We start from the raw sequence: 18,834 nt of genomic DNA, 5'->3' as shown, positions 1-18,834 counted from the left end.
TATTACTTGTCGACATCTTTAGTTTTAGCATCACGTACTTTTTTACGCTTTGGTCTGGTTTCATTGTTTTGATTCCAATTATTCCAGTCATATGGACCAGAATCGGAGTGCATGCTCTTATTTTCATCATTCTTAGTAAAGTGGTTGATCAACCATATGATACCAATAATTACTAGAGCCGCGGGCAACAACAGAATAAAAGCATGAAATAAAGCATAAATCACACTTAAAATGACTACAGCAAGTAAAACTAAACCAATAATTCCCCAAAAACTCATCTAATCACCTACTCCGGGTTTTCCTGACTTAAAAGCCATTGTAAATATGCATAAACGAATGGTTGCAACTTGCCATCCATTACACCACTTGTATCGGAAGTTTCATAGCCTGTGCGCAAATCTTTAACCAAATTATAAGGATGAAAAACATAGGATCTTATTTGTGAGCCCCAACCAATTTCTTTTTGGTCACCTTTAAGTTCCTGCTTATGCTTACGCTTTTTTTCTTCTTCTAAATGAAACAATTTTGCTCGTAATTCATTCATCGCAGTTTCCCTATTTTGCAGTTGAGAACGCTGTGCCTGAGATGTAGTTACAATACCTGTTGGCAAATGAGTAATTCTAACCGCACTGGAAGTTTTATTAATATGCTGACCACCAGCACCACTTGAGCGGTAAACGTCAATGCGAAGGTCCTTAGGATTGATGTCGACCTTAATACTGTCATCAATTTCTGGAATAACTTCCACGGAGGCAAAGGATGTATGTCTCCTCTTGGCCGAATCGAAAGGAGAAATTCTGACTAACCTGTGAACACCATTTTCTGACTTCATGAGGCCGTAGGCATTTTTACCTGTAATTTTTGCGCTGACACTTTTAAGACCAGCTTCTTCTCCGGGCTCATAGTTATTAATTTCAAACTTAAAATTTCTAATATCAGCATAGCGCTGATACATTCTAAGTAGCATTTGCCCCCAGTCCATAGCTTCGGTACCACCAGCACCAGGATGGATTTCAATCAGGGCATTATGACTATCGTATTTACCAGCTAAGAGCAAATCTAATTCGTAATCATGAAATTCAGACTGCAACTCTTGTAAATCAGCTTCAACTTCTTTTTGTAAGTCACTGTCTGGTTCCTCCCGCAACAATTCTACTGCTGTTATTTCATTTTCATAATCAGACTTTAATTTATCAAAAGAATCGCGTTTTTCTTTTAACAAGTTTGTCTCACCAATTAGGCTTTGCGCTTTTTCTTGATCATCCCAAAAAGAGGGGTCCTGCATCTTATTTTCATTAACAATAATATTTTCAGTTATTGAATCTAAGTCAAAGAGACCCCCTAAAGTGGTCTAACCGCTTATTTAAACTATCTAATTTATTTTGAATTTCACTTATTTCCATCTTTTAGCAATAGCTCCCTTATTTTCAATAAAATTTCAGTAAAAAAGAGAAAGCAGCTGCTTTCTCTTCATCTTAACTATTAACGACTAAGATTTTGTCTGATTTCAGCTTTCATAAATAAACGAGTTACGTCAAACTCAATATTTGAAATCATTTCTTCAAACATGTTGTAACCAGAATCTTGGTATTCAACTAATGGATTAAGTTGACCGTAACCACGTAGACTAATTGATTGCCTTAATTGGTCCATTGCATCTATATGATCAGTCCAGCGATCATCAACTACCCGCAAGATAACGACTTTTTCAAATTCAAGCATTTCGGAAGGATCAGCTAAAATTTCTTCTTTTTCTTCGTAATTGGCTTCAACAAGATCATATAATTTTTGCTTTAAGTCAGATACGGTAATTGTTTTGAAATCAATTGCATCTGTTTCTTCTTCATTGGTTAAGCTGGAAGAAATAAAGTCACGCAGAGAATCAAGACGCCATTTGCTGCGATCACCTTGCGTAAACATATCTACTTGACTATTAATGGTGCGCCTAATCATTGGAATTAAAACATCCTTAAGTGACTTTTCTTCACCAATAACCTGCATCCGTTCACCGTAAATAATTTCACGTTGAATACGCATAACATCATCATATTGCAGAGTTTGCTTACGAGTATCGTAGTTATTACCTTCAACCCGCTTTTGAGCTGACTCAACTTGTCTGGTAATCAAACGACTTTCAATTACCTTGTCATCATCATTATCAGATAACCGATCGAGGAAGTCTTTGACTCTATCGCCACCAAAACGTTTCATCAAATCGTCTTCAAGTGAAAGATAAAAACGCGTAACACCAGGGTCACCCTGACGACCGGAACGGCCACGGAGCTGATTATCAATTCTGCGTGATTCATGGCGCTCAGTACCAATAACAGACAGTCCACCTAGTTCTTTGACACCAGGTCCTAGTTTAATGTCAGTACCACGACCAGCCATGTTAGTCGCAATAGTTACGGCACCACGTTGACCAGCATTCATAATGATCTGAGCTTCTTTAGCATGGTTTTTGGCATTTAAAACTGCATGCGGTATTCCTTCTTTGTCCAGTAAATTACTGAGTCGTTCAGAACTTTCAACCGCAACTGTACCAACTAGCACTGGCTGTCCTTTTGCATGACGCTCTTTTATTTCATTAACAACTGCCGCAAACTTCGATGACAAAGTTGGATAAAGAATATCAGGATTGTCTATTCTAATTAAAGGGCGGTTAGTCGGAATAGTAATAACCTGCATATTGTAAATTTCACGGAACTCTTCTTCTTCAGTTTTAGCAGTACCTGTCATACCGGCAAGTTTTTTATACATTCTAAAGAAGTTCTGGAAGGTAATTGTAGCCTGGGTCTTGGATTCTTCTTGAATCTTTACTCCTTCTTTTGCCTCAATAGCTTGGTGCAAACCATCAGAATAGCGCCGACCCTGCATCACACGACCAGTAAACGAGTCAACAATTAAGACTTCACCGTCTTGGACAACATAGTCAATATCTTTAAGCATAATGTAATTTGCTCTTAAAGCTTGGTCAATATGGTGCACCAGTTTTTGATTCTCAACGTCGTATAAATTTTTAAGTCCAAAATGATCACAAGCTTTCTGAATACCAGTTCTAGTTAAAGAAATAGTCTTGGTAGGCCAATCAATCTTGTAATCACCATAATCCTTGTCATCGTCTGCATCATCGTCACTCTTATCTTCTTGAAGAGTTTTGACAAAGCGGTCAGCACGAATATAGTCACCGTTAGCTTGTTCAGCTTCACCGGAAATAATTAATGGTGTTCTAGCTTCATCGATTAAAATTGAGTCAACCTCATCGATAATGGCATAGTTAAGTTCACGCTGAACCATTTGTTCTTTGTAAACAACCATGTTATCACGCAAATAGTCAAAGCCAAGTTCACCGTTAGTGGAATAAGTAACGTCACAGCTATATGCTTCTCGTTTTTCATCTGGAGACATTGCGTTCAGATTAAGACCAACAGTTAAACCAAGCCATTTATACAACTGGCCCATTTCTTCAGCGTCACGACTGGACAAGTATTCGTTGACAGTAACAACATGAACACCTTTTCCAGTTAATGCGTTCAAATATACCGGCATGGTTGCAGTCAAAGTCTTACCTTCACCTGTCATCATTTCAGCGATGTTACCATAATGCAGCGCAATTCCACCCAGAACCTGCACATGAAATGGATAAAGGCCTAAAACTCTTTTAGCTCCTTCGCGAGCAACCGCAAAGGCTTCAGGTAAAAGTGAGTCTAAGCTCTCACCATTTTTTATCCGGTCACGAAATTCAGGCGTTTTTGCCTGCAATTCTTCATCAGAAAGTTGGCCATACTCTTCTGCATGACTTTCAACTTTACTGGCAATTTTTTCAAACTTTTTCAGTTCTCTTTTATCGTTATTGTATAGTTTCTTTAAAATGTTTACCATTTAATCGATCCTTATATGTAGTTAAAGTATAAAAACACATGATAATTTTACCATGATTGACGCCAAATGAAAAATAAACAAAACAAAAACCTCACACTAAATGTGGGGCCCTTGTTTGATAATACTGTTCTTATTTTGTTTCAATCAAACCATAACGGCCATCATTTCTACGATAGACAACACTTGTGCCGTTAGTTTCACCGTCTTGGAAAACAAAGAAGTCATGCTCAAGCATATTCATTTGCAAAATAGCTTCTTCAGGACTCATAGGTTTTAAGCCGATTTGCTTATTGCGCACAATAGAAAATTCTTTACTCTCTTTGTCTTTGGTTTCTTCTTCGGCACTTTCAACAAAGAAGTCATTAATGCCTTTTTCACGACTCTTACGGTTCACACGGGTCTTATATTTTCTAATTTGTCTTTCAAGTTTTTCAGAAACAAAATCAATACTGCGATACATGTCGTCAGTAGTTTCTTCAGCTCTCAATACTAAGTATGGCAGTGGTATAGTTACCTCAACTTTAGCCTTGTGATCACGATACACCTTTAAATTTACATGTGCAATCATATCTTGATTCAAATCAAAATACTTCTCTAATTTTTTTAGGCGTTTTTCTACGTAACTTCTTAAAGCATCAGTTACCTCAATATTTTCACCACGGACATTATACTTTAACATATGAGATTCTCCTTTCAACTGCTTATGCAGTCTTATGTTACCTATATTATAGCAAAATTATAGCAAAACATGAAAGCGCTGAACAATTTAGTTTTATCTGCATAAGGTAAAACTACTAATTTTTGCATTAGGAAAAACTTCTGCCAACGCATCCCGTGCATGATAAAGCGTTCTGCCCGTAGTATATATATCATCTAATAAAAGTATCTTGTATTTCTTCAAATTAATCGTAAAGTTTTTCTTAACAAAAAAACTTTGCTCACTTCTTAATCTTTCAGCGCGATTTTTTTCTCCTTGTGCACTTAGCCCTGCTTTTTTACCCAATACACAGGTTAATGAAACCAGATTACTATAAATTGAACTGATAGTATCAAACTGTCTTTGTTCAAGATGCTCTGGAGAAGTGGGCACAGGAACATAGAGGTCTGCTTGACGTTTAGTTAAATCTTCCCGACATAATTCCTCTAATACTTTGTGCAAAGCATAATCACCATACCTCTTATAATTAACCATTAAATCATGAAAAGCTTCATTATATAAATATAAGGAATGATTTTTTAGTAATTTTTTTCCATAGATTTTCTGCCAATTAATACAATCTAAACAAAATTTATTTTGGCTCAACTTACCAAAACAATTTGGACAATGTTTGTCAGGGATGCGCATATATTTACTTTGACAATTAGAGCAAATACATTTGGTTTCCTGTTTGTGCCAAGAAAATAATTGGATAAATGACACTTTAGCAACAAAAAGCTGACCACACAGTATGCATTTTTTCATTTGTTCATCTCACGAATTTGTTTCATCGCATCACGAATACTTTTAGTGTATTTATGATAACAAAATAATATTAAACCACTGGGATCAGTTTTAGCTCGACCCACTCTGCCAGCTATTTGTACTAGGCTCGATGCAGAATAAATTTTATCATCCGCTTGAACAACAATTACCCAGACATGGTTAAAAGTAACGCCTCGTTCTAATATTGTAGTTGTCACTAACAGCTGAATTTTTCCCGCCCGAAACTTTTCAACCTTTTCAATTCTATTAGTATCATTTGCATGAACTCCAGAAATCCTAATCTGACTAAATTTCGGCTCTTTTTTCAAGGCATCTATATAAATATTTATTTGGTCAATCCGAGGTACAAAAAGCAGTAATGGGTGGCCTGCTTCTATAACTTTCACAATTTCTTTAATGAGTCTGACATTAATTTTGTTTTGGCTCAGAAAGGGACGGAGAAACAATTTTTCTTTTGGTACAGGTAAAAGATTTCCATGGAACCTTCTTTTCAACTTTAGTTTGCGCAATTTACCTTTTTCTACAGATACCAATAAATCTTTAGTAGGCGTTGCGGTTAAGTAAACGCGTTGACCGCCATCATTAACCGCATTCGTTGCTGCAAAATGTAATTCTGAATTATGGACATAGGGAAAAGAATCAGCTTCATCAATCACAAGTAAATCAAAAGCATGAAAAAATTTTAATAATTGGTGTGTTGTACAAATAGTTAATTGCTCTAGTCCTGGCTCTTGATACTCACGCCCATGATATTTACCGATCTTAATTTTACTAAAAGCTTTTTGAAAACGCGGATATAATTCGTTTACCACATCAATTCTTGGCGTGGCTATACAACATCTTTTTCCTTCTGCCAAGCAATGTGCTATCAAAGGAAATAACATTTCTGTTTTACCTGCACCGGTTACAGCATGAACTAGTGAATCGCGACCATCAACATAATTTTCAGTTAATTTACGTGCAATTTCAGCCTGTAGTGAGGTTAGTTCACCCTCCCAGGTTAATCCACCATTTGCTTTGATCGAGAAATTTATTTCTTGTTCATTGCGAACTAAATAATCGCCTTCCACAATTCTTCCCAGACCAATGCAAGCTCTGCAATATTTTTTGCCACTTGGCAATTGGGCATAAACATTGGCATTGCAGCGCAAGCAACGACCATTTTTAATTGCCTCGACTTTGGTTAAACCATCCTTTGTGCTAAAATCCATTTGACTACTAAGCCATTGGCGGCCTGCAAGATTTGAAATACTTTCCATTTTGTCCTCCAATGATAAATACGCAAAAAGGGCTGATTTTTTTGAATGAAAAAGAAAATTATTTGACCATTAAAGAAAATGGCAATCACGAATTAACGATTAAAAAAAGTCGCTTTATTACGACTTTAATACGGACCTCAACTATTGAAGAAGCTGAAAAAGCAATTGCCACTGTTTCTAGCAAATACCGTGATGCCACTCATAATACGTTTGCTTACACCATTGGTTTAAACGATGAGCATGTTAAAGCTAGCGACAACGGTGAACCTTCTGGTACTGCGGGAGTACCAGAATTAAAAGCCTTGCAGTTAATGAAACTTAAAAATGTCACTGCAGTAGTTACACGCTATTTTGGCGGAATAAAACTGGGAGCTGGAGGATTGATCCGTGCATATTCTAATAGTGTGACTAAGGCAGCCGAAGCCTTGGGTGTAGTTAAACGCGTTCAGCAACAAGGTGTTAAATTCGAAGTCGATTATAATAAATTCGATGAGGTCCAGCATTATCTTAAACAACAAAAAATTTTTATTGCCAATATTGACTATGGCGTCAGCGTGACAATTTCAATTTACATTGATGAAGACAAATTAAAGGAATTAGAGAAGGATCTCACCAATATTTTGTCCGGCAAAGTACAGTTTATTTTTCTTCCCAAAAGATATAACGAAGTCGTTGTCACTCAACATAACTATCATGATCAGTAAAAACATAATTCAATAACTATACAAAAGAAGAAGACAATCCACATTTAAGGAATTTGTCTTCTTTTTTCTTGCTAATTTCGGCAATAGTCAAATTGACCTTTAAACTAGTATCTTTTGTCAGTATCTGCCAAGCCTAATCTTTCTTTTTCTTTTTTAATTGTTCAGGTTTGTCTTGCCCAAGGTGCCAAACTTCCACCGTGGGATCTTTTTTACTCCGAGAATTAATCAGTTTTTGTGTCAAATTCATAAGCGGTTTGTATTTTTCTCCTAAAAGTCCAATGGATTCCACAAAAAACTCTAATGCAACTGCCAGACCTGCAATTAAAACCCACATCCCCCACATTGGTGACAATAAAAACAAGAGAGAAATGAATGAAAAAATAAGTGATAAAGCATAAATCGTTAAAACCGTTTGTCTGTGGGTCAAACCCATTTTCATTAGTTGATGATGCAAATGGTGCTTATCTGCTTGCGAAACAGGACGGTTATTTAATTTGCGCCGAATCATGGCATAAATTGTATCTGTAATTGGAACGCCTAAAATAGTGACCGGTACTAACAGAGAAATAAAAGTTACATTTTTTAAACCTTTAAGTGAAAATACCGCAATCATAAAGCCAATATATAACGCCCCTGTATCACCCAAAAATATTTTTGCGGGATTAAAGTTATAAGGCAAAAATCCCAATAGACATGCAGCAAGCATAAAACAACCAATAGGTATGTATAGTTGACCGGTATGCAGAAAGAAATAACCAACGATCCCCATGGTAATAAGTGAAATCATCGAAACCCCATCGGCCAGGCCATCAAGACCATCAATTAAATCAACTGCATTAGTTAAGGCCAATATCCAAAAAATAGTAATTGGTAAACTCCACCAGCCTAATTGTATTTGTTTATTAAGAAAGGGCAAATTTAAGACGTTCATCCTGATGCCGGCAAGAAAATAAATTACTAGAGCGCCAATAAATATACCAAACATTTTTTGCCTTGGCTTTAGCTCCATAATATCGTCAATTATACCAGTCAAGACAATCACACTGGATCCTAAAAGTATGCTAAAAGCCTCATGCGTTGGGAATTGCTCCCGCAATAAAACAAAAGCACCAATATTAAAGGTCACAAAAATACCCAATCCGCCTAAAGTTGGCATTGGCTTCTTATTTACCCTTCTTTTATTTGGAATGTCGACTGCACCTAATACAAAAGCCAATCTCCTAATAAAAGGCGTGATCGCAGCTTGTATAATCACTAAAAAGAATAATTCAACAATAATTTTAAACATAGTCGGCTACTTTCATTTATAGTTGTCTTAATTATACAAGGTGGAATAAAAATGCACAAATTAGGTTAATTGAATACAAGTATTTTTTAACAAAAAACTGTTATTTAATATAAAAAGAACTGGGTTCAAATGAATCCAGTTCTGATTAATCTGTAAGATATAAAAACTAACTTTGAGAGGCAGCTGAACTCGTATCAGCCTCCGCTTTGACATTGGCTGCCGCACTTTCTCCAGCTATTCTTCCAAAAACAACAGCATTAGTAATGCCCATTCCACATCCAGGATAAGTCATTCCGCGCCAACCACCTGTAGTACTTCCTGCAGCATAAAGATTGTTTATCTTTTTATCAAAATTGTCCAGAACTTCTGCTTTGGTGTTAATAGCTAATCCACCTGCCATGTCAGGTGTTGAAGGAGCCAGTTTAGCAGCATAAAATGGTGCTTTAAAAGCTGTTAAATCTTTTTGACGACCAAATTCTGTATCTTCTCCTTTAATAATGTCATTATTCCACTTTTTAATTGTTTTCTCTAATACCTCCGGATTTAGGTTAATCTGCTGAGCTAATTCTTTTATCGTATCAGCTTTCTTGAAGTAACCATCTTCTACCTCACGTTTTAAATGTGGTGACGGAGCTGGTGCTGAAAAAGCAGCTGGCATTTCATTTGCCATGCCTTCATCAAAAATTAACCAAACGTAGCCTTGATCAAGACTTGCGATTTTCTTAGAGGCATATTCAAAATACATATCTTCCCTAAAGTGTCTTTTAGCATCTGTGCCTACCCAAATGTAAGGCTTTGTCCAGGCAGTACACAGAGGACCGATACATACATTATCGCCGGATTGAGTGCCAATTGAGTTTGCTATTGGCATCCACATATCTTTTAACTTAGCGCCAATTTCAGCGCCCATAGTGATACCATCACCCATTTGTCTGATTGAACCATATGATTCTCCAACAGCAAAATCAGGCGCAAAACTCTTAAGCATTTCTTTATTACGAGAAAAGCCTGCTGTAGCAATAACAACACTTTGAGCTTTGTAGTTACCCTTATTAGTATGTACACCAACTACATTATTATTCTCGTCAGTTATTAAGTTCTCAGCTGTAATATTAAAAATAAATTTTGTGCCAACTTCTTTTGCCTTATTGTAAAGCGGCTTTGACAAACCATAGCCACTTTTTTCGACAGTTAAATGAGATCTAGCTGCTGGAGTCGCATAGTCTTTCATTGCTTCTTCATTGCCAATTTCTTGGACTTCTTGAAAATTGACACCAACTTCACCAGCCAGCCATTCATAATCTTCTGCGCCATGTTCAACAATTGTTTCTCTCATGTCCGCATCTTCATAGCCTTGACCAACTGCTTTTAAATAATTATTCCAGTTTTCCTTGGTATCAGCTATTCCTTGGGCTTTTTGCAAACTAGTGCCCCCACCAGCGTTGTAATAACCGCCAGACAGAGTCATGTCGGACAGCATATAACTTGAAGTATATTCCAAGCAAATTACTGCAGCACCTTTTTGCCTAGCAGCAATAGAAGCTGAAAGACCAGCAGCTCCCGCTCCGATTACCAAAATATCTGTTTGATCTTCAAATTGCAAATCATCTGGATTAACGTTACGGTAGTCCTCACCATTAACCTTTTTTGCAGTATTTCTCAAATCAACCTTTTTATCAAGACCACTGGGATCGCCAGCCTTTGAAACAGCGTCTTTAACTGCTTTTTGAACAGCTTGAAAACTAATAGTTGCACCAGTGACTGCATCAATATTATATGACTGATGCTCAACAATTAGCTTTGGTGCTTTTTTTAAAGCAGCAGTGCTTATACCAGAAGTTTCATCCTGTTGATCAATTGTTACATCCGTAATTTTATTGTCTTTGACTGTTACCGAAACCTTAACTTCACCACGATTACCAGAACCTTGTCCCTGATAAACGCCATCTTTTAAATTTGCCATTTCTTATCCTTTCGTTAGAAACTAAGCTTGATTTAACGCAGATTCAACAGCCTCTTTAAATGCACGACTTGATGCAGAAGCTCCAGATACAGCATCTACATTAACTGTTTTGTTAGTCAGCATTTCTTGTTTCATTTTCTTAATCGCTTTTTCACCGTAGTCAGGAGATTCACTTTCTTTTAAAACTTCAATATTGGTTGGACGCTTATCACTGTCAACTGTTATTCGCACTACTATTTCATTGCCCATGCCGCTTGTTGATTTGCCAATATATTGATTTTCAGCAGTGGAATAATCTTCTTGTTTACCTTCAGATTCAGGAAATGCAGCATCAGTATTATTTTCACTAGCACTGGCACCTGAGACTACTTGATCATCTTTAGTCTTGGCGGCATTTTCTCCGGCTATTTTACCAAATATTAAGCAGTCAGCCATGTCACCCCCGCCATTATATTGATTTGCACCTATATGACCCAGCTCACCAGCAGCATATAAGTGTGGCAAAACTTTCTGATCTGTATCTATGACTTCAGCATTTTCATTTCGACGTGGTCCACCTTGAGTGTTTAACATCGTATGTTGCTGAGCTAAAGAATAGAACGGACCTGTAAGTGCAATTTTGACCATTGATTCTGGCTTACGTCCACACTGATAATCGACTCCCTGATCAACAAAGAAATTATATGTGTTCAAAGTATTTTCTAAAACTGCCGGATCAACTTTTATTTCTTGAGCTAAGTCAGCAATAGTTTCTGACTTAACTACTTTAGTTAAAGCTTCCTTTTGAAATTCATCATTCTCAGCTGAGAATAGTTCATCATATTTCTTCTGGTCAAAAATCATATGAGGATGCACTTGGGCTAAAGGGATTCTCCAAAGACCATGATTATAGCGATGACCATGACGCGTTGGATCGTCTTCTGCTACATAACGTGTACCATCATCGCCAACTGTGATCAGTGAACCGGCAAATAATGCTTTCCAGGCCATAATATTATGAGCTCTTTGACCTTTAGGAGCAGCTAAATTAACAGTTCCACCAGGTTCATAATTATTCATATGCCATAAATCTGCACCAACTTCTATAGCCATTTTGATACCGTCGCCATTGTTATAAAGCGTTCCGTATGGCAGTAAATTAGTTTCACCTAAATAGTCCTGAACCATTTGTTCGTTATTTTCAAATCCACCTAGCGCTAAAACTACACCGTTTTTTGCTTGAACATTGAACAGCTTGTCTTTATTTTCAATCTGTACACCTATAATTGTCTTATCAGGATCCTGGATTAAATGCTTTGCTGGTGTTGAATAAAGTACATCAATCTGATCGCTGCGGTCTAAAACGTTTTGGCGCAGCTTTTTCCAAAGAGCTGCATCGAATATCTGATCATGCACCAGCAGGTCGTCATTGGTATCTGCCCCTTCAAATTCAGGATATTCTGCACTCATATATGCCAACATAGCAACATTTTTGTTACCTGGATTATTTTTTACGCTAAATGCTTTACCACCGAGATACTTTTCAAAGTAATCCGGCAAATTGACCATCCCTTTTACAAAAGTTTCAAGCACCTGCTCATCTAAATCAAGTGGAGCAGTCATTTTTTGATAATACTTTTTGAGCTTGTCATAATCATAACCTGCTTCAACAATCTGACCACAGTATCTGGTATTACCACCTTCATGTCCTTCTGGCGCACTGTCAACTAGAAGAACTTTAGCTCCCTTATCTGCGGCAAAACGCGCTGCTGTAGCACCTGCTCCGCCAAAACCGATTACCACGACGTCATAAGTTGCATTCCATGATTCGTTATCTTTTAAAAACATTTTTTTCTCCCAAATTAAATTGCATTAATGCTATTAGATTGTAAAATTTTTTGCAGTCGGTACTCTCTGACTGTTACCCCGGACCACTTCTTAAAAGCCTTATAAAATGAGGCAACACTGTTAAAACCAACTAAAAAACTTACTTCAGCAGTATTTAAAGTTTTATCTTGAAGCAGATTTTGTGCCAAAATTTTTTGCACAATACTGAGTTGCTTTTTAAATGTAGTACCCTCATTTTGCAGCCATCTTTGCAAGGTCCGTGAAGAAATACCCAGTTTATTTGCTACATCTTTTAGCTGAAAATTACCACCAGCAATCAGCTTAAAAAGAGTGTTTTGCACAACGGCTGAAATTGGAGGATTAATATTTAATTTTTTAATGTACTTTTTTAAACCGGGTTCAATAAAGTTCCACATTACATCGTTCTTAGTTATAAAAGGTTGTTCTAAATCACACTTTCTAAACACCAAATAATTATCTAAACTATTTTGACCTTTAATGCCTAAATAACTATTAATTTTTGATCCATATTTGTATTTACTACCAATAGACACAGGGATAATAGTTTTATTTGTTCCTGCTCTAATCAGACTAACCAGAGAAATTTGATCAACCAGTAAACTAAATCGTGAGTATTTACGATATTGATCTAAATATCTAATATGGATTCTTAAATTTTCACCTTCTTTAAATCTTCCCATTTCGATTGGTCCTATAAGCTGCTGGTAAGTTGCCAAACGGGAAATTGCTTGTATTCCGTTTATGCTTGATAATGCAGCAAAATATGGAGGAACAAACTGGTAAAAATTTCGGACATCGCTGCAAGCCAGCAACTGCTCATCACTTGCTTTTCTATCAAGCACCTCAAATACATGCGAATTCTTAATCCACTTGGCATTGAGATATTTGTCCATAACGCTGGAATCAAGTAACCCCGAAATAGAATCAAATGGATACCCTAGCTCTTGCAAAAAATCTTTCAGCTCAATTGTTATTTTTTGATTCACAGCAGTTTCCTCCATTCAATTTCAATTGTATACCCTTTCATTTTAGCAAAATATGTTTCTTTACGATAATATATGTTAAAATACGCCACTTTTTAGTCATATTTATAAAAAAGAAATAAACAAAAAAGGCTGAATTTTTAAAATTCAACCTTATACTTTATTTTGCAATTGTTACAGCACGCTTTTCACGAATAACTGTTATTTTAATATTACCCGGGTAATCAAGTTCTTTTTCAATTTGGTTACGAATGTCTCGTGCCAATACTGTAATCCGATCATCTGAAATCTTATCAGGCTCAACCATTACGCGGACTTCACGTCCAGCCTGAATAGCATATGCCTGCTTAACCCCCTCATACCTGTTAGCTATTTCTTCCAGGTCAGTAAGTCTTCTAATGTAGTTTTCCAAACTCTCGCTTCTAGCACCAGGTCTTGCAGAAGAAATTGTATCTGCTGCAACTACCAGTTCAGCAATAAATGATAGCTTCGGCACATCCCCATGGTGTGCTGCAATTGCATTAACAACCACATCCGGCTCATGATATTTCCTGGTCAATTCCACGCCTATTTCAACGTGTGAACCTTCAATATCATGGTCGACTGCTTTTCCAATATCGTGTAATAATCCCGCGCGAACCGCTAATTTCTCATTTAATCCAAGCTCCGCAGCCATTGTTCCAGCTAGTTTTGCAACTTCAATCGAATGACCCAAAACGTTTTGACCATATGATGTCCGGTACTTGAGTCTACCCAATATTTTGACCAACTCCGGATTCATTTTGTGAATCCCCAGTTCCATTAGAGCGCTTTCGCCAGCTTCGTAAATATCATCATTAACTTCTTTACGAGCTTTATCAACTGTCTCTTCAATTCTAGCTGGGTGAATTCTTCCGTCTTTAATTAAACGTTCCATTGCCCTTTTTGCAATTTCACGTCTAATGGCATCAAAACCACTTAGTGTCACAACTTTAGGAGTATCATCAATAATTAGATCCACTCCCGTTAGCGCTTCAAAAGATCTGATATTGCGCCCTTCACGACCGATAATTCGGCCTTTCATTTCCTCATTAGGCAAATCAACTACTGATACCGTAGTTTCAGCTACCGTATCAGCAGAACTGCTTTGGATAGCATCAATAATTATTTTACGTGCATAATGGTCAGCTTTAGCTTTCACTTCTTGATTGCTATTACTAATCATTTCTGCTCGTTCTTTAACTAATTGGTCTGACAATTGATTTAAAACAAGCTTTTGTGCCTGCTCCTTGTCCAAGTGAGCAACTTCATATAGCTTTTGTGTAGTCTGTTCGACTAATTCATCTGCCTTTTGCAACTTAGTGGTTAATTCAGTTTGCTTATTTTCTAGCTGTTGGTCTTTTTTAGCTAAATCATCCTCTTTTTCTTTTAGCAAAGAGTTTTTATGATCAAGAGTATCCTCTCGTTGCGTTAAGCGATTTTGATCACGTGCTATTGTATCACGTTTGTCGTTTAATTCATCTTCAACTTTTTGTCGATAATCTTGAATTTGTTCTTGAGCTTCAAGAATTTTTTCTTTTTTGGTGTTTTGCGCACTTTGTTTGATAGCGTCAGCTGCCTGCTTTTGTGCATTGACTTCTGCCTTAGCAGCATCGACTCGTGCTTTTGCTTCGGTTAAAATATGATCGGCATCGTTTTGAGCATTTTGGGCTTTCTTTTCCCAAATGTTTTTACGTATAGCGTATCCTACAACTATGCCTACTATAATTGAAATAATAGCAATCGCGACGGGAATCAAAAATTTACTCATCATGATTTCTATCGCCTTTTTTTATTTTTTTAGATTATTCACACAATATTAATGATAAAGAACCACAGGGATTATGTCAAACGACAAGAAAAAAACCTCAACCAGTTTTCACAGGTCAAGGTCTATTTCCTCATAATTAGCTACTTTTGCTGTCAGCTTCTTTTTTAGCAGAAGCTTCCTTTTCTTTGCTTGCAACTTCTTTAGCTTTTTTCTCTTTTATTTTTTCTGGATCTTCTCTTTCAGCTACGGATTCTTCATCAATGCCGAAAGCCTGACGAACTTGTTTTTGAACATCATCATAAACATCAGGATGATCTTCAAGATACTTTTTGGCATTTTCTCGTCCTTGCCCAATTCGTTCATCATGATATGAATACCAAGAACCAGCTTTAGCAATAATGTCCTTGTCAGCAGCCATGTCTAGAAGTTCACCACTTTGCGAGATACCTTTGCCGTACATCATATCAACTTCGGCAACTTTAAAAGGTGGAGCAACTTTATTCTTAACAACTTTGATTTTTACGCGGTTACCAGTGATTTCACCACCAGTTTGTTTAATTTTTTCTGCTCTCCTAATTTCTAGCCGAATAGTAGCATAAAACTTAAGTGCACGACCACCTGGTGTAGTTTCAGGATTACCAAACATGATCCCAACTTTTTCACGGATTTGATTAATAAAAATTGCTATGGTTTTGGTCTTATTAATATTACCTGAAAGTTTACGCAATGCTTGACTCATTAAACGGGCTTGCAGTCCGACATGACTGTCACCCATCTCGCCATCAATTTCAGCTTGTGGCACAAGTGCAGCAACTGAATCAACTACTAAAATGTCAATCGCACCACTCGTAATCAATGTATCCGCAATCTGTAATCCTTCTTCACCAGTGTTAGGCTGGGATAAAATTAACGAATCAACATCAACACCTAGTGCTTCTGCATAAGCAGGATCCATGGCATTTTCAGCGTCAATATAAGCAGCGGTGCCACCTCTTTTTTGCACTTCAGCGACCGCATGTAAAGCAACTGTCGTTTTACCAGAAGACTCTGGTCCATAAATCTCTACAATCCTACCACGGGGATAGCCGCCAACTCCCAAGGCCGCATCAAGAGCAAGCGAACCTGAAGGAACAGTCGAAATTTTGGTGTCGGCCTTATCGCCCATTCGCATGACGGCGCCTTTACCAAAATTCTTTTCAATTTTCTTAAGTGCATTTTCCAATGCAGCTTGTTTTTCATCTTTGGCCAAGACTCTTGTCCTCCTATAAATAGTTTTATCATTTTAATACGTAATAATTATACTTTGCTTTAGTGTATATTTGCAAGAAAAAAGGCGAACAAATGTTTATTAATTTTATTCACAATAATAATTACGTAAAAATTGCCAAAAACTTTTTTAGTTTGCCTTTTTTAATCCCTTTGGTTGTAATATTTTCTGCAAAAAATTCAAAATGACATCTGCCAAAATCGCCATTAATGCTGTAGGAAGGGCACCAGCCAGTATAATTGCACTGCCGTTAGTAGCATTAGTGCCGCGAATAATAATGTCCCCTAAGCCACCTGCTCCAACGAACGAACCAATTGAAGTGATACCAATAGCTATGACCAAAGCATTTTTTAAACCAGCTATAATAACTGACATTGATAAGGGCAAACGGACCATGTAAAGCAGCTGCAACTTTGTCATACCCATTCCTTTTCCGGAATCAATAACGTTTTTATTAACATTACTCATACCAGTATATGTGTTTTTAATAATAGGCAAAAGTGAATAAAGCGTAACAGTTACGATAACAGTCATAACGCCCAAGCCTAAGCCAATCATTACGATGGATAAAAGAGCCAAAGATGGGATTGTTTGGATAAAGTTAGCAATTTCAACAACAAAATCACCTAAATGGCCATTGCGAGAAATAAAAATTCCCACTGGAATACCTATAATTGCAGCAAATAGGACCCCATAGATTGAAATGAGGAAAGTACGATTAAATTGTTCTAATACATAACTGCCATTATGGACATAATAATAAATAAATTGCTGCCACAATGATAAATGAGACATTATTTCTCCCCCCTAAAGTAATTATGTTTTACTAAAAATTGATGTGCAACAATAGACGGCTCAAGCAACTTGTCATCAACTTGAAAATTCATTTTACGAATATCATGCACACTCACATTGCCAACTAGTCTAGTCAGTATTGGTTTTAATTCAGGATGCTCACGCAATAAATAATTATTGATTAACATCCCACAATTATATGGTGGAAAGAAATGCTTATCATCTTTTAGGAGATGTAAATTATAGCTGTCAATTCGACCATCTGTTGAATAGCCCAAAATAACATCCATTTTCCCACTATTCAAAGCAGAATAAACTAAACCAATGTTCATAGGATGGGCTTTAGCAAAAGTCATTCCGTAAGCTGTTTGGAAAGCTGGATAACCCACTCCTGGAGCATTTACCCACTCGGATGCTACACCAAAAGAAAATTTGTCTTTAACTTTCTTTAAATCTGAAATTTTATAAAGATGATATTTCTTTTGATCTTTTGCTCTAACCATAAAGGCATAATTATTAGCAAAACCATAGGTATGCAAATAGGTTTGGTCCCATCTCTTTTTTACTTCTTTGCGAACTGTATCATTTGCCTTTTTGGAATCTTTAATCGCAGGTAACAGCAAATTAGCTGTTAACTCGCCACCATCATACGCAGCTGCTTGAATATCAGCATCATGACGATACAAAGCCTGGTGCTGCATCGGTGCAGACCCCAAATTATTAACAATAGAAGTCTTATATGAAGTCTCGTGCTCAATTAATTGGGCAACAATATTAGCCATAATTTGCGACTCAGTGGTTGTCAGGGCCGTAATTCTAATATTTTTTTCACTGCCCTGACTATCAGAAAGTCCGGGTAAACCACAAGCACTAGCAGTAAGCATTATGAGCAAGGCGGTTATCATCAACAATATTTTTTGCAAATACTTTTTCACGATGAACACCTCCTTATATTCCTTTTGGAGTCAGCTTACGTTCCAGCTTACCCAATAGGTAATCCGTAAGAAGTGCCAAAATAATTACTGGAATCGTTCCTCCAAAAATCAAATCCGTTTGATAGAGGCTGAGTCCATTAAAAATAAAGTCTCCTAATCCGCCAGCACCAATATATGAAGCAAGCGTTGCCCAGGCAATTACATAAATTGCAGAAAGTCTGATTCCTGCCATAATTACGGGCATTGCTAAAGGAATATCAACTTTTAAAATAAGCTGCATATTAGTCATGCCTAAACCTCTAGCAGAGTCAATTGTATCTTGATTAACATCAGTTAGTCCTACGTAAGTGTTACGTAAAATGGGCATTAAACTATAAAGAAAAAGAGCAATGATTGCTGGTACTTTGCCAACACCAAAAAACGGTATCATTATCGCCAGCAAAGCCAAAGCGGGTATAGTTTGCAGCATACTGGCTATTGCTATCACCACTTTAGCAACTCGCTTAAATTTCATTAATACAACGCTTAATGGAATTGCAACTATTATTCCTAACCCTAAAGAAATAGCAGAAATATATATTTGTTGCCAGGTTTTTACTAATAATTCTGAACCATGTTGTGCAAAAAAGGCTGACATT

Annotated in this window: 16 protein-coding genes; 1 reads left to right on the top strand and 15 read right to left on the bottom strand. The window is 36.9% G+C overall.

All coding sequences use genetic code 11. From position 1 onward, the window contains the following. Positions 1–2: 2 nt before the first annotated feature. From JF75_RS03585 to JF75_RS03560, 6 genes are all read right to left on the bottom strand, one after another. The gene (locus JF75_RS03585; RefSeq protein ID WP_046331870.1) at positions 3–278 is read right to left on the bottom strand and encodes a hypothetical protein; all 276 of its coding nucleotides are present in this window, start codon (positions 276–278) and stop codon (positions 3–5) included. Between the two features lie 8 nt (positions 279–286). Further along, positions 287–1,403, bottom strand: a protein-coding gene (gene prfB / locus JF75_RS03580; RefSeq protein WP_167334209.1) for a peptide chain release factor 2 whose coding sequence is annotated in 2 segments (ribosomal slippage) — positions 287–1,330 and positions 1,332–1,403 — 1,116 coding nt in all. Because the reading frame shifts where the segments join, the coding sequence is not laid out codon by codon here. Between the two features lie 79 nt (positions 1,404–1,482). After that, the gene (gene secA / locus JF75_RS03575) at positions 1,483–3,882 is read right to left on the bottom strand and encodes a preprotein translocase subunit SecA (protein ID WP_046331868.1); all 2,400 of its coding nucleotides are present in this window, start codon (positions 3,880–3,882) and stop codon (positions 1,483–1,485) included. Positions 3,883–4,012: 130 nt separating this feature from the next. Then, positions 4,013–4,561 carry a ribosome hibernation-promoting factor, HPF/YfiA family gene (gene hpf, locus JF75_RS03570; RefSeq protein ID WP_046331867.1) on the bottom strand — a complete coding sequence of 183 codons (549 nt, stop codon included), beginning with the start codon at positions 4,559–4,561 and terminating at the stop codon, positions 4,013–4,015. 93 nt (positions 4,562–4,654) lie between these two features. Further along, positions 4,655–5,344: a ComF family protein gene (locus JF75_RS03565; protein ID WP_046331866.1), complete on the bottom strand. Its 690-nt coding sequence runs from the start codon at positions 5,342–5,344 to the stop codon at positions 4,655–4,657. Beyond that, entirely contained in the window at positions 5,341–6,624 is a 1,284-nt protein-coding gene (locus tag JF75_RS03560) for a helicase-related protein (protein ID WP_046331865.1), read from the bottom strand. Before JF75_RS03560 ends, JF75_RS03565 begins: the two co-directional genes overlap by 4 nt. A 41-nt stretch (positions 6,625–6,665) precedes the next feature. On the opposite strand from JF75_RS03560, the gene JF75_RS03555 reads away from it, so the two are divergent. Further along, positions 6,666–7,328 (top strand): YigZ family protein, encoded by a 663-nt coding sequence (locus tag JF75_RS03555; protein ID WP_046331864.1) that lies wholly within the window; start codon positions 6,666–6,668, stop codon positions 7,326–7,328. A 133-nt stretch (positions 7,329–7,461) separates the two neighbouring features. Here the strand turns inward: JF75_RS03555 and JF75_RS03550 are convergent, their stop codons facing one another. The 9 genes from JF75_RS03550 to JF75_RS03510 form a co-directional block, all read right to left on the bottom strand. Further along, on the bottom strand, positions 7,462–8,616 hold the full coding sequence (locus JF75_RS03550) for a glycosyltransferase family 4 protein (protein WP_046331863.1): 1,155 nt from the start codon (positions 8,614–8,616) through the stop codon (positions 7,462–7,464). A gap of 166 nt (positions 8,617–8,782) precedes the next feature. Then, entirely contained in the window at positions 8,783–10,579 is a 1,797-nt protein-coding gene (locus JF75_RS03545) for an FAD-binding protein (RefSeq protein ID WP_046331862.1), read from the bottom strand. A 21-nt stretch (positions 10,580–10,600) separates the two neighbouring features. After that, positions 10,601–12,406: an FAD-dependent oxidoreductase gene (locus JF75_RS03540; protein WP_046331861.1), complete on the bottom strand. Its 1,806-nt coding sequence runs from the start codon at positions 12,404–12,406 to the stop codon at positions 10,601–10,603. 14 nt (positions 12,407–12,420) lie between these two features. Beyond that, positions 12,421–13,413 carry a helix-turn-helix domain-containing protein gene (locus tag JF75_RS03535; protein ID WP_052726865.1) on the bottom strand — a complete coding sequence of 331 codons (993 nt, stop codon included), beginning with the start codon at positions 13,411–13,413 and terminating at the stop codon, positions 12,421–12,423. A gap of 157 nt (positions 13,414–13,570) precedes the next feature. After that, positions 13,571–15,199 carry a ribonuclease Y gene (gene rny / locus JF75_RS03530; protein WP_379859265.1) on the bottom strand — a complete coding sequence of 543 codons (1,629 nt, stop codon included), beginning with the start codon at positions 15,197–15,199 and terminating at the stop codon, positions 13,571–13,573. Between the two features lie 136 nt (positions 15,200–15,335). Then, positions 15,336–16,448 (bottom strand): recombinase RecA, encoded by a 1,113-nt coding sequence (gene recA, locus JF75_RS03525; protein ID WP_046331859.1) that lies wholly within the window; start codon positions 16,446–16,448, stop codon positions 15,336–15,338. Between the two features lie 147 nt (positions 16,449–16,595). Further along, on the bottom strand, positions 16,596–17,261 hold the full coding sequence (locus JF75_RS03520; protein WP_045927786.1) for an ABC transporter permease: 666 nt from the start codon (positions 17,259–17,261) through the stop codon (positions 16,596–16,598). Then, positions 17,261–18,166 carry an osmoprotectant ABC transporter substrate-binding protein gene (locus tag JF75_RS03515; protein WP_046332926.1) on the bottom strand — a complete coding sequence of 302 codons (906 nt, stop codon included), beginning with the start codon at positions 18,164–18,166 and terminating at the stop codon, positions 17,261–17,263. Before JF75_RS03515 ends, JF75_RS03520 begins: the two co-directional genes overlap by 1 nt. A gap of 43 nt (positions 18,167–18,209) precedes the next feature. Then, positions 18,210–18,833, bottom strand: coding sequence for an ABC transporter permease (locus JF75_RS03510; protein ID WP_045927785.1), 624 nt, complete (start codon positions 18,831–18,833; stop codon positions 18,210–18,212). Between the last annotated feature and the right edge of the window lies 1 nt (position 18,834).

It is taken from the genome of Lactobacillus kimbladii, assembly GCF_000970755.1.
Classification (GTDB): Bacteria; Bacillota; Bacilli; order Lactobacillales; family Lactobacillaceae; genus Lactobacillus; species Lactobacillus kimbladii.
This window is presented reverse-complemented; position numbering and strand designations above follow the sequence as displayed.

Bases quoted from the DNA above. Each gene is read 5' to 3' on its own strand.
- JF75_RS03585 (WP_046331870.1), bottom strand. From the start codon at position 278: ATGAGTTTTTGGGGAATTATTGGTTTAGTTTTACTTGCTGTAGTCATT.
- secA (WP_046331868.1), bottom strand. From the start codon at position 3,882: ATGGTAAACATTTTAAAGAAACTATACAATAACGATAAAAGAGAACTG.
- hpf (WP_046331867.1), bottom strand. From the start codon at position 4,561: ATGTTAAAGTATAATGTCCGTGGTGAAAATATTGAGGTAACTGATGCT.
- JF75_RS03565 (WP_046331866.1), bottom strand. From the start codon at position 5,344: ATGAAAAAATGCATACTGTGTGGTCAGCTTTTTGTTGCTAAAGTGTCA.
- JF75_RS03560 (WP_046331865.1), bottom strand. From the start codon at position 6,624: ATGGAAAGTATTTCAAATCTTGCAGGCCGCCAATGGCTTAGTAGTCAA.
- JF75_RS03550 (WP_046331863.1), bottom strand. From the start codon at position 8,616: ATGTTTAAAATTATTGTTGAATTATTCTTTTTAGTGATTATACAAGCT.
- JF75_RS03545 (WP_046331862.1), bottom strand. From the start codon at position 10,579: ATGGCAAATTTAAAAGATGGCGTTTATCAGGGACAAGGTTCTGGTAAT.
- JF75_RS03540 (WP_046331861.1), bottom strand. From the start codon at position 12,406: ATGTTTTTAAAAGATAACGAATCATGGAATGCAACTTATGACGTCGTG.
- rny (WP_379859265.1), bottom strand. From the start codon at position 15,199: ATGAGTAAATTTTTGATTCCCGTCGCGATTGCTATTATTTCAATTATA.
- JF75_RS03520 (WP_045927786.1), bottom strand. From the start codon at position 17,261: ATGTCTCATTTATCATTGTGGCAGCAATTTATTTATTATTATGTCCAT.
- JF75_RS03515 (WP_046332926.1), bottom strand. From the start codon at position 18,166: ATGATAACCGCCTTGCTCATAATGCTTACTGCTAGTGCTTGTGGTTTA.
- JF75_RS03510 (WP_045927785.1), bottom strand. From the start codon at position 18,833: ATGTCAGCCTTTTTTGCACAACATGGTTCAGAATTATTAGTAAAAACC.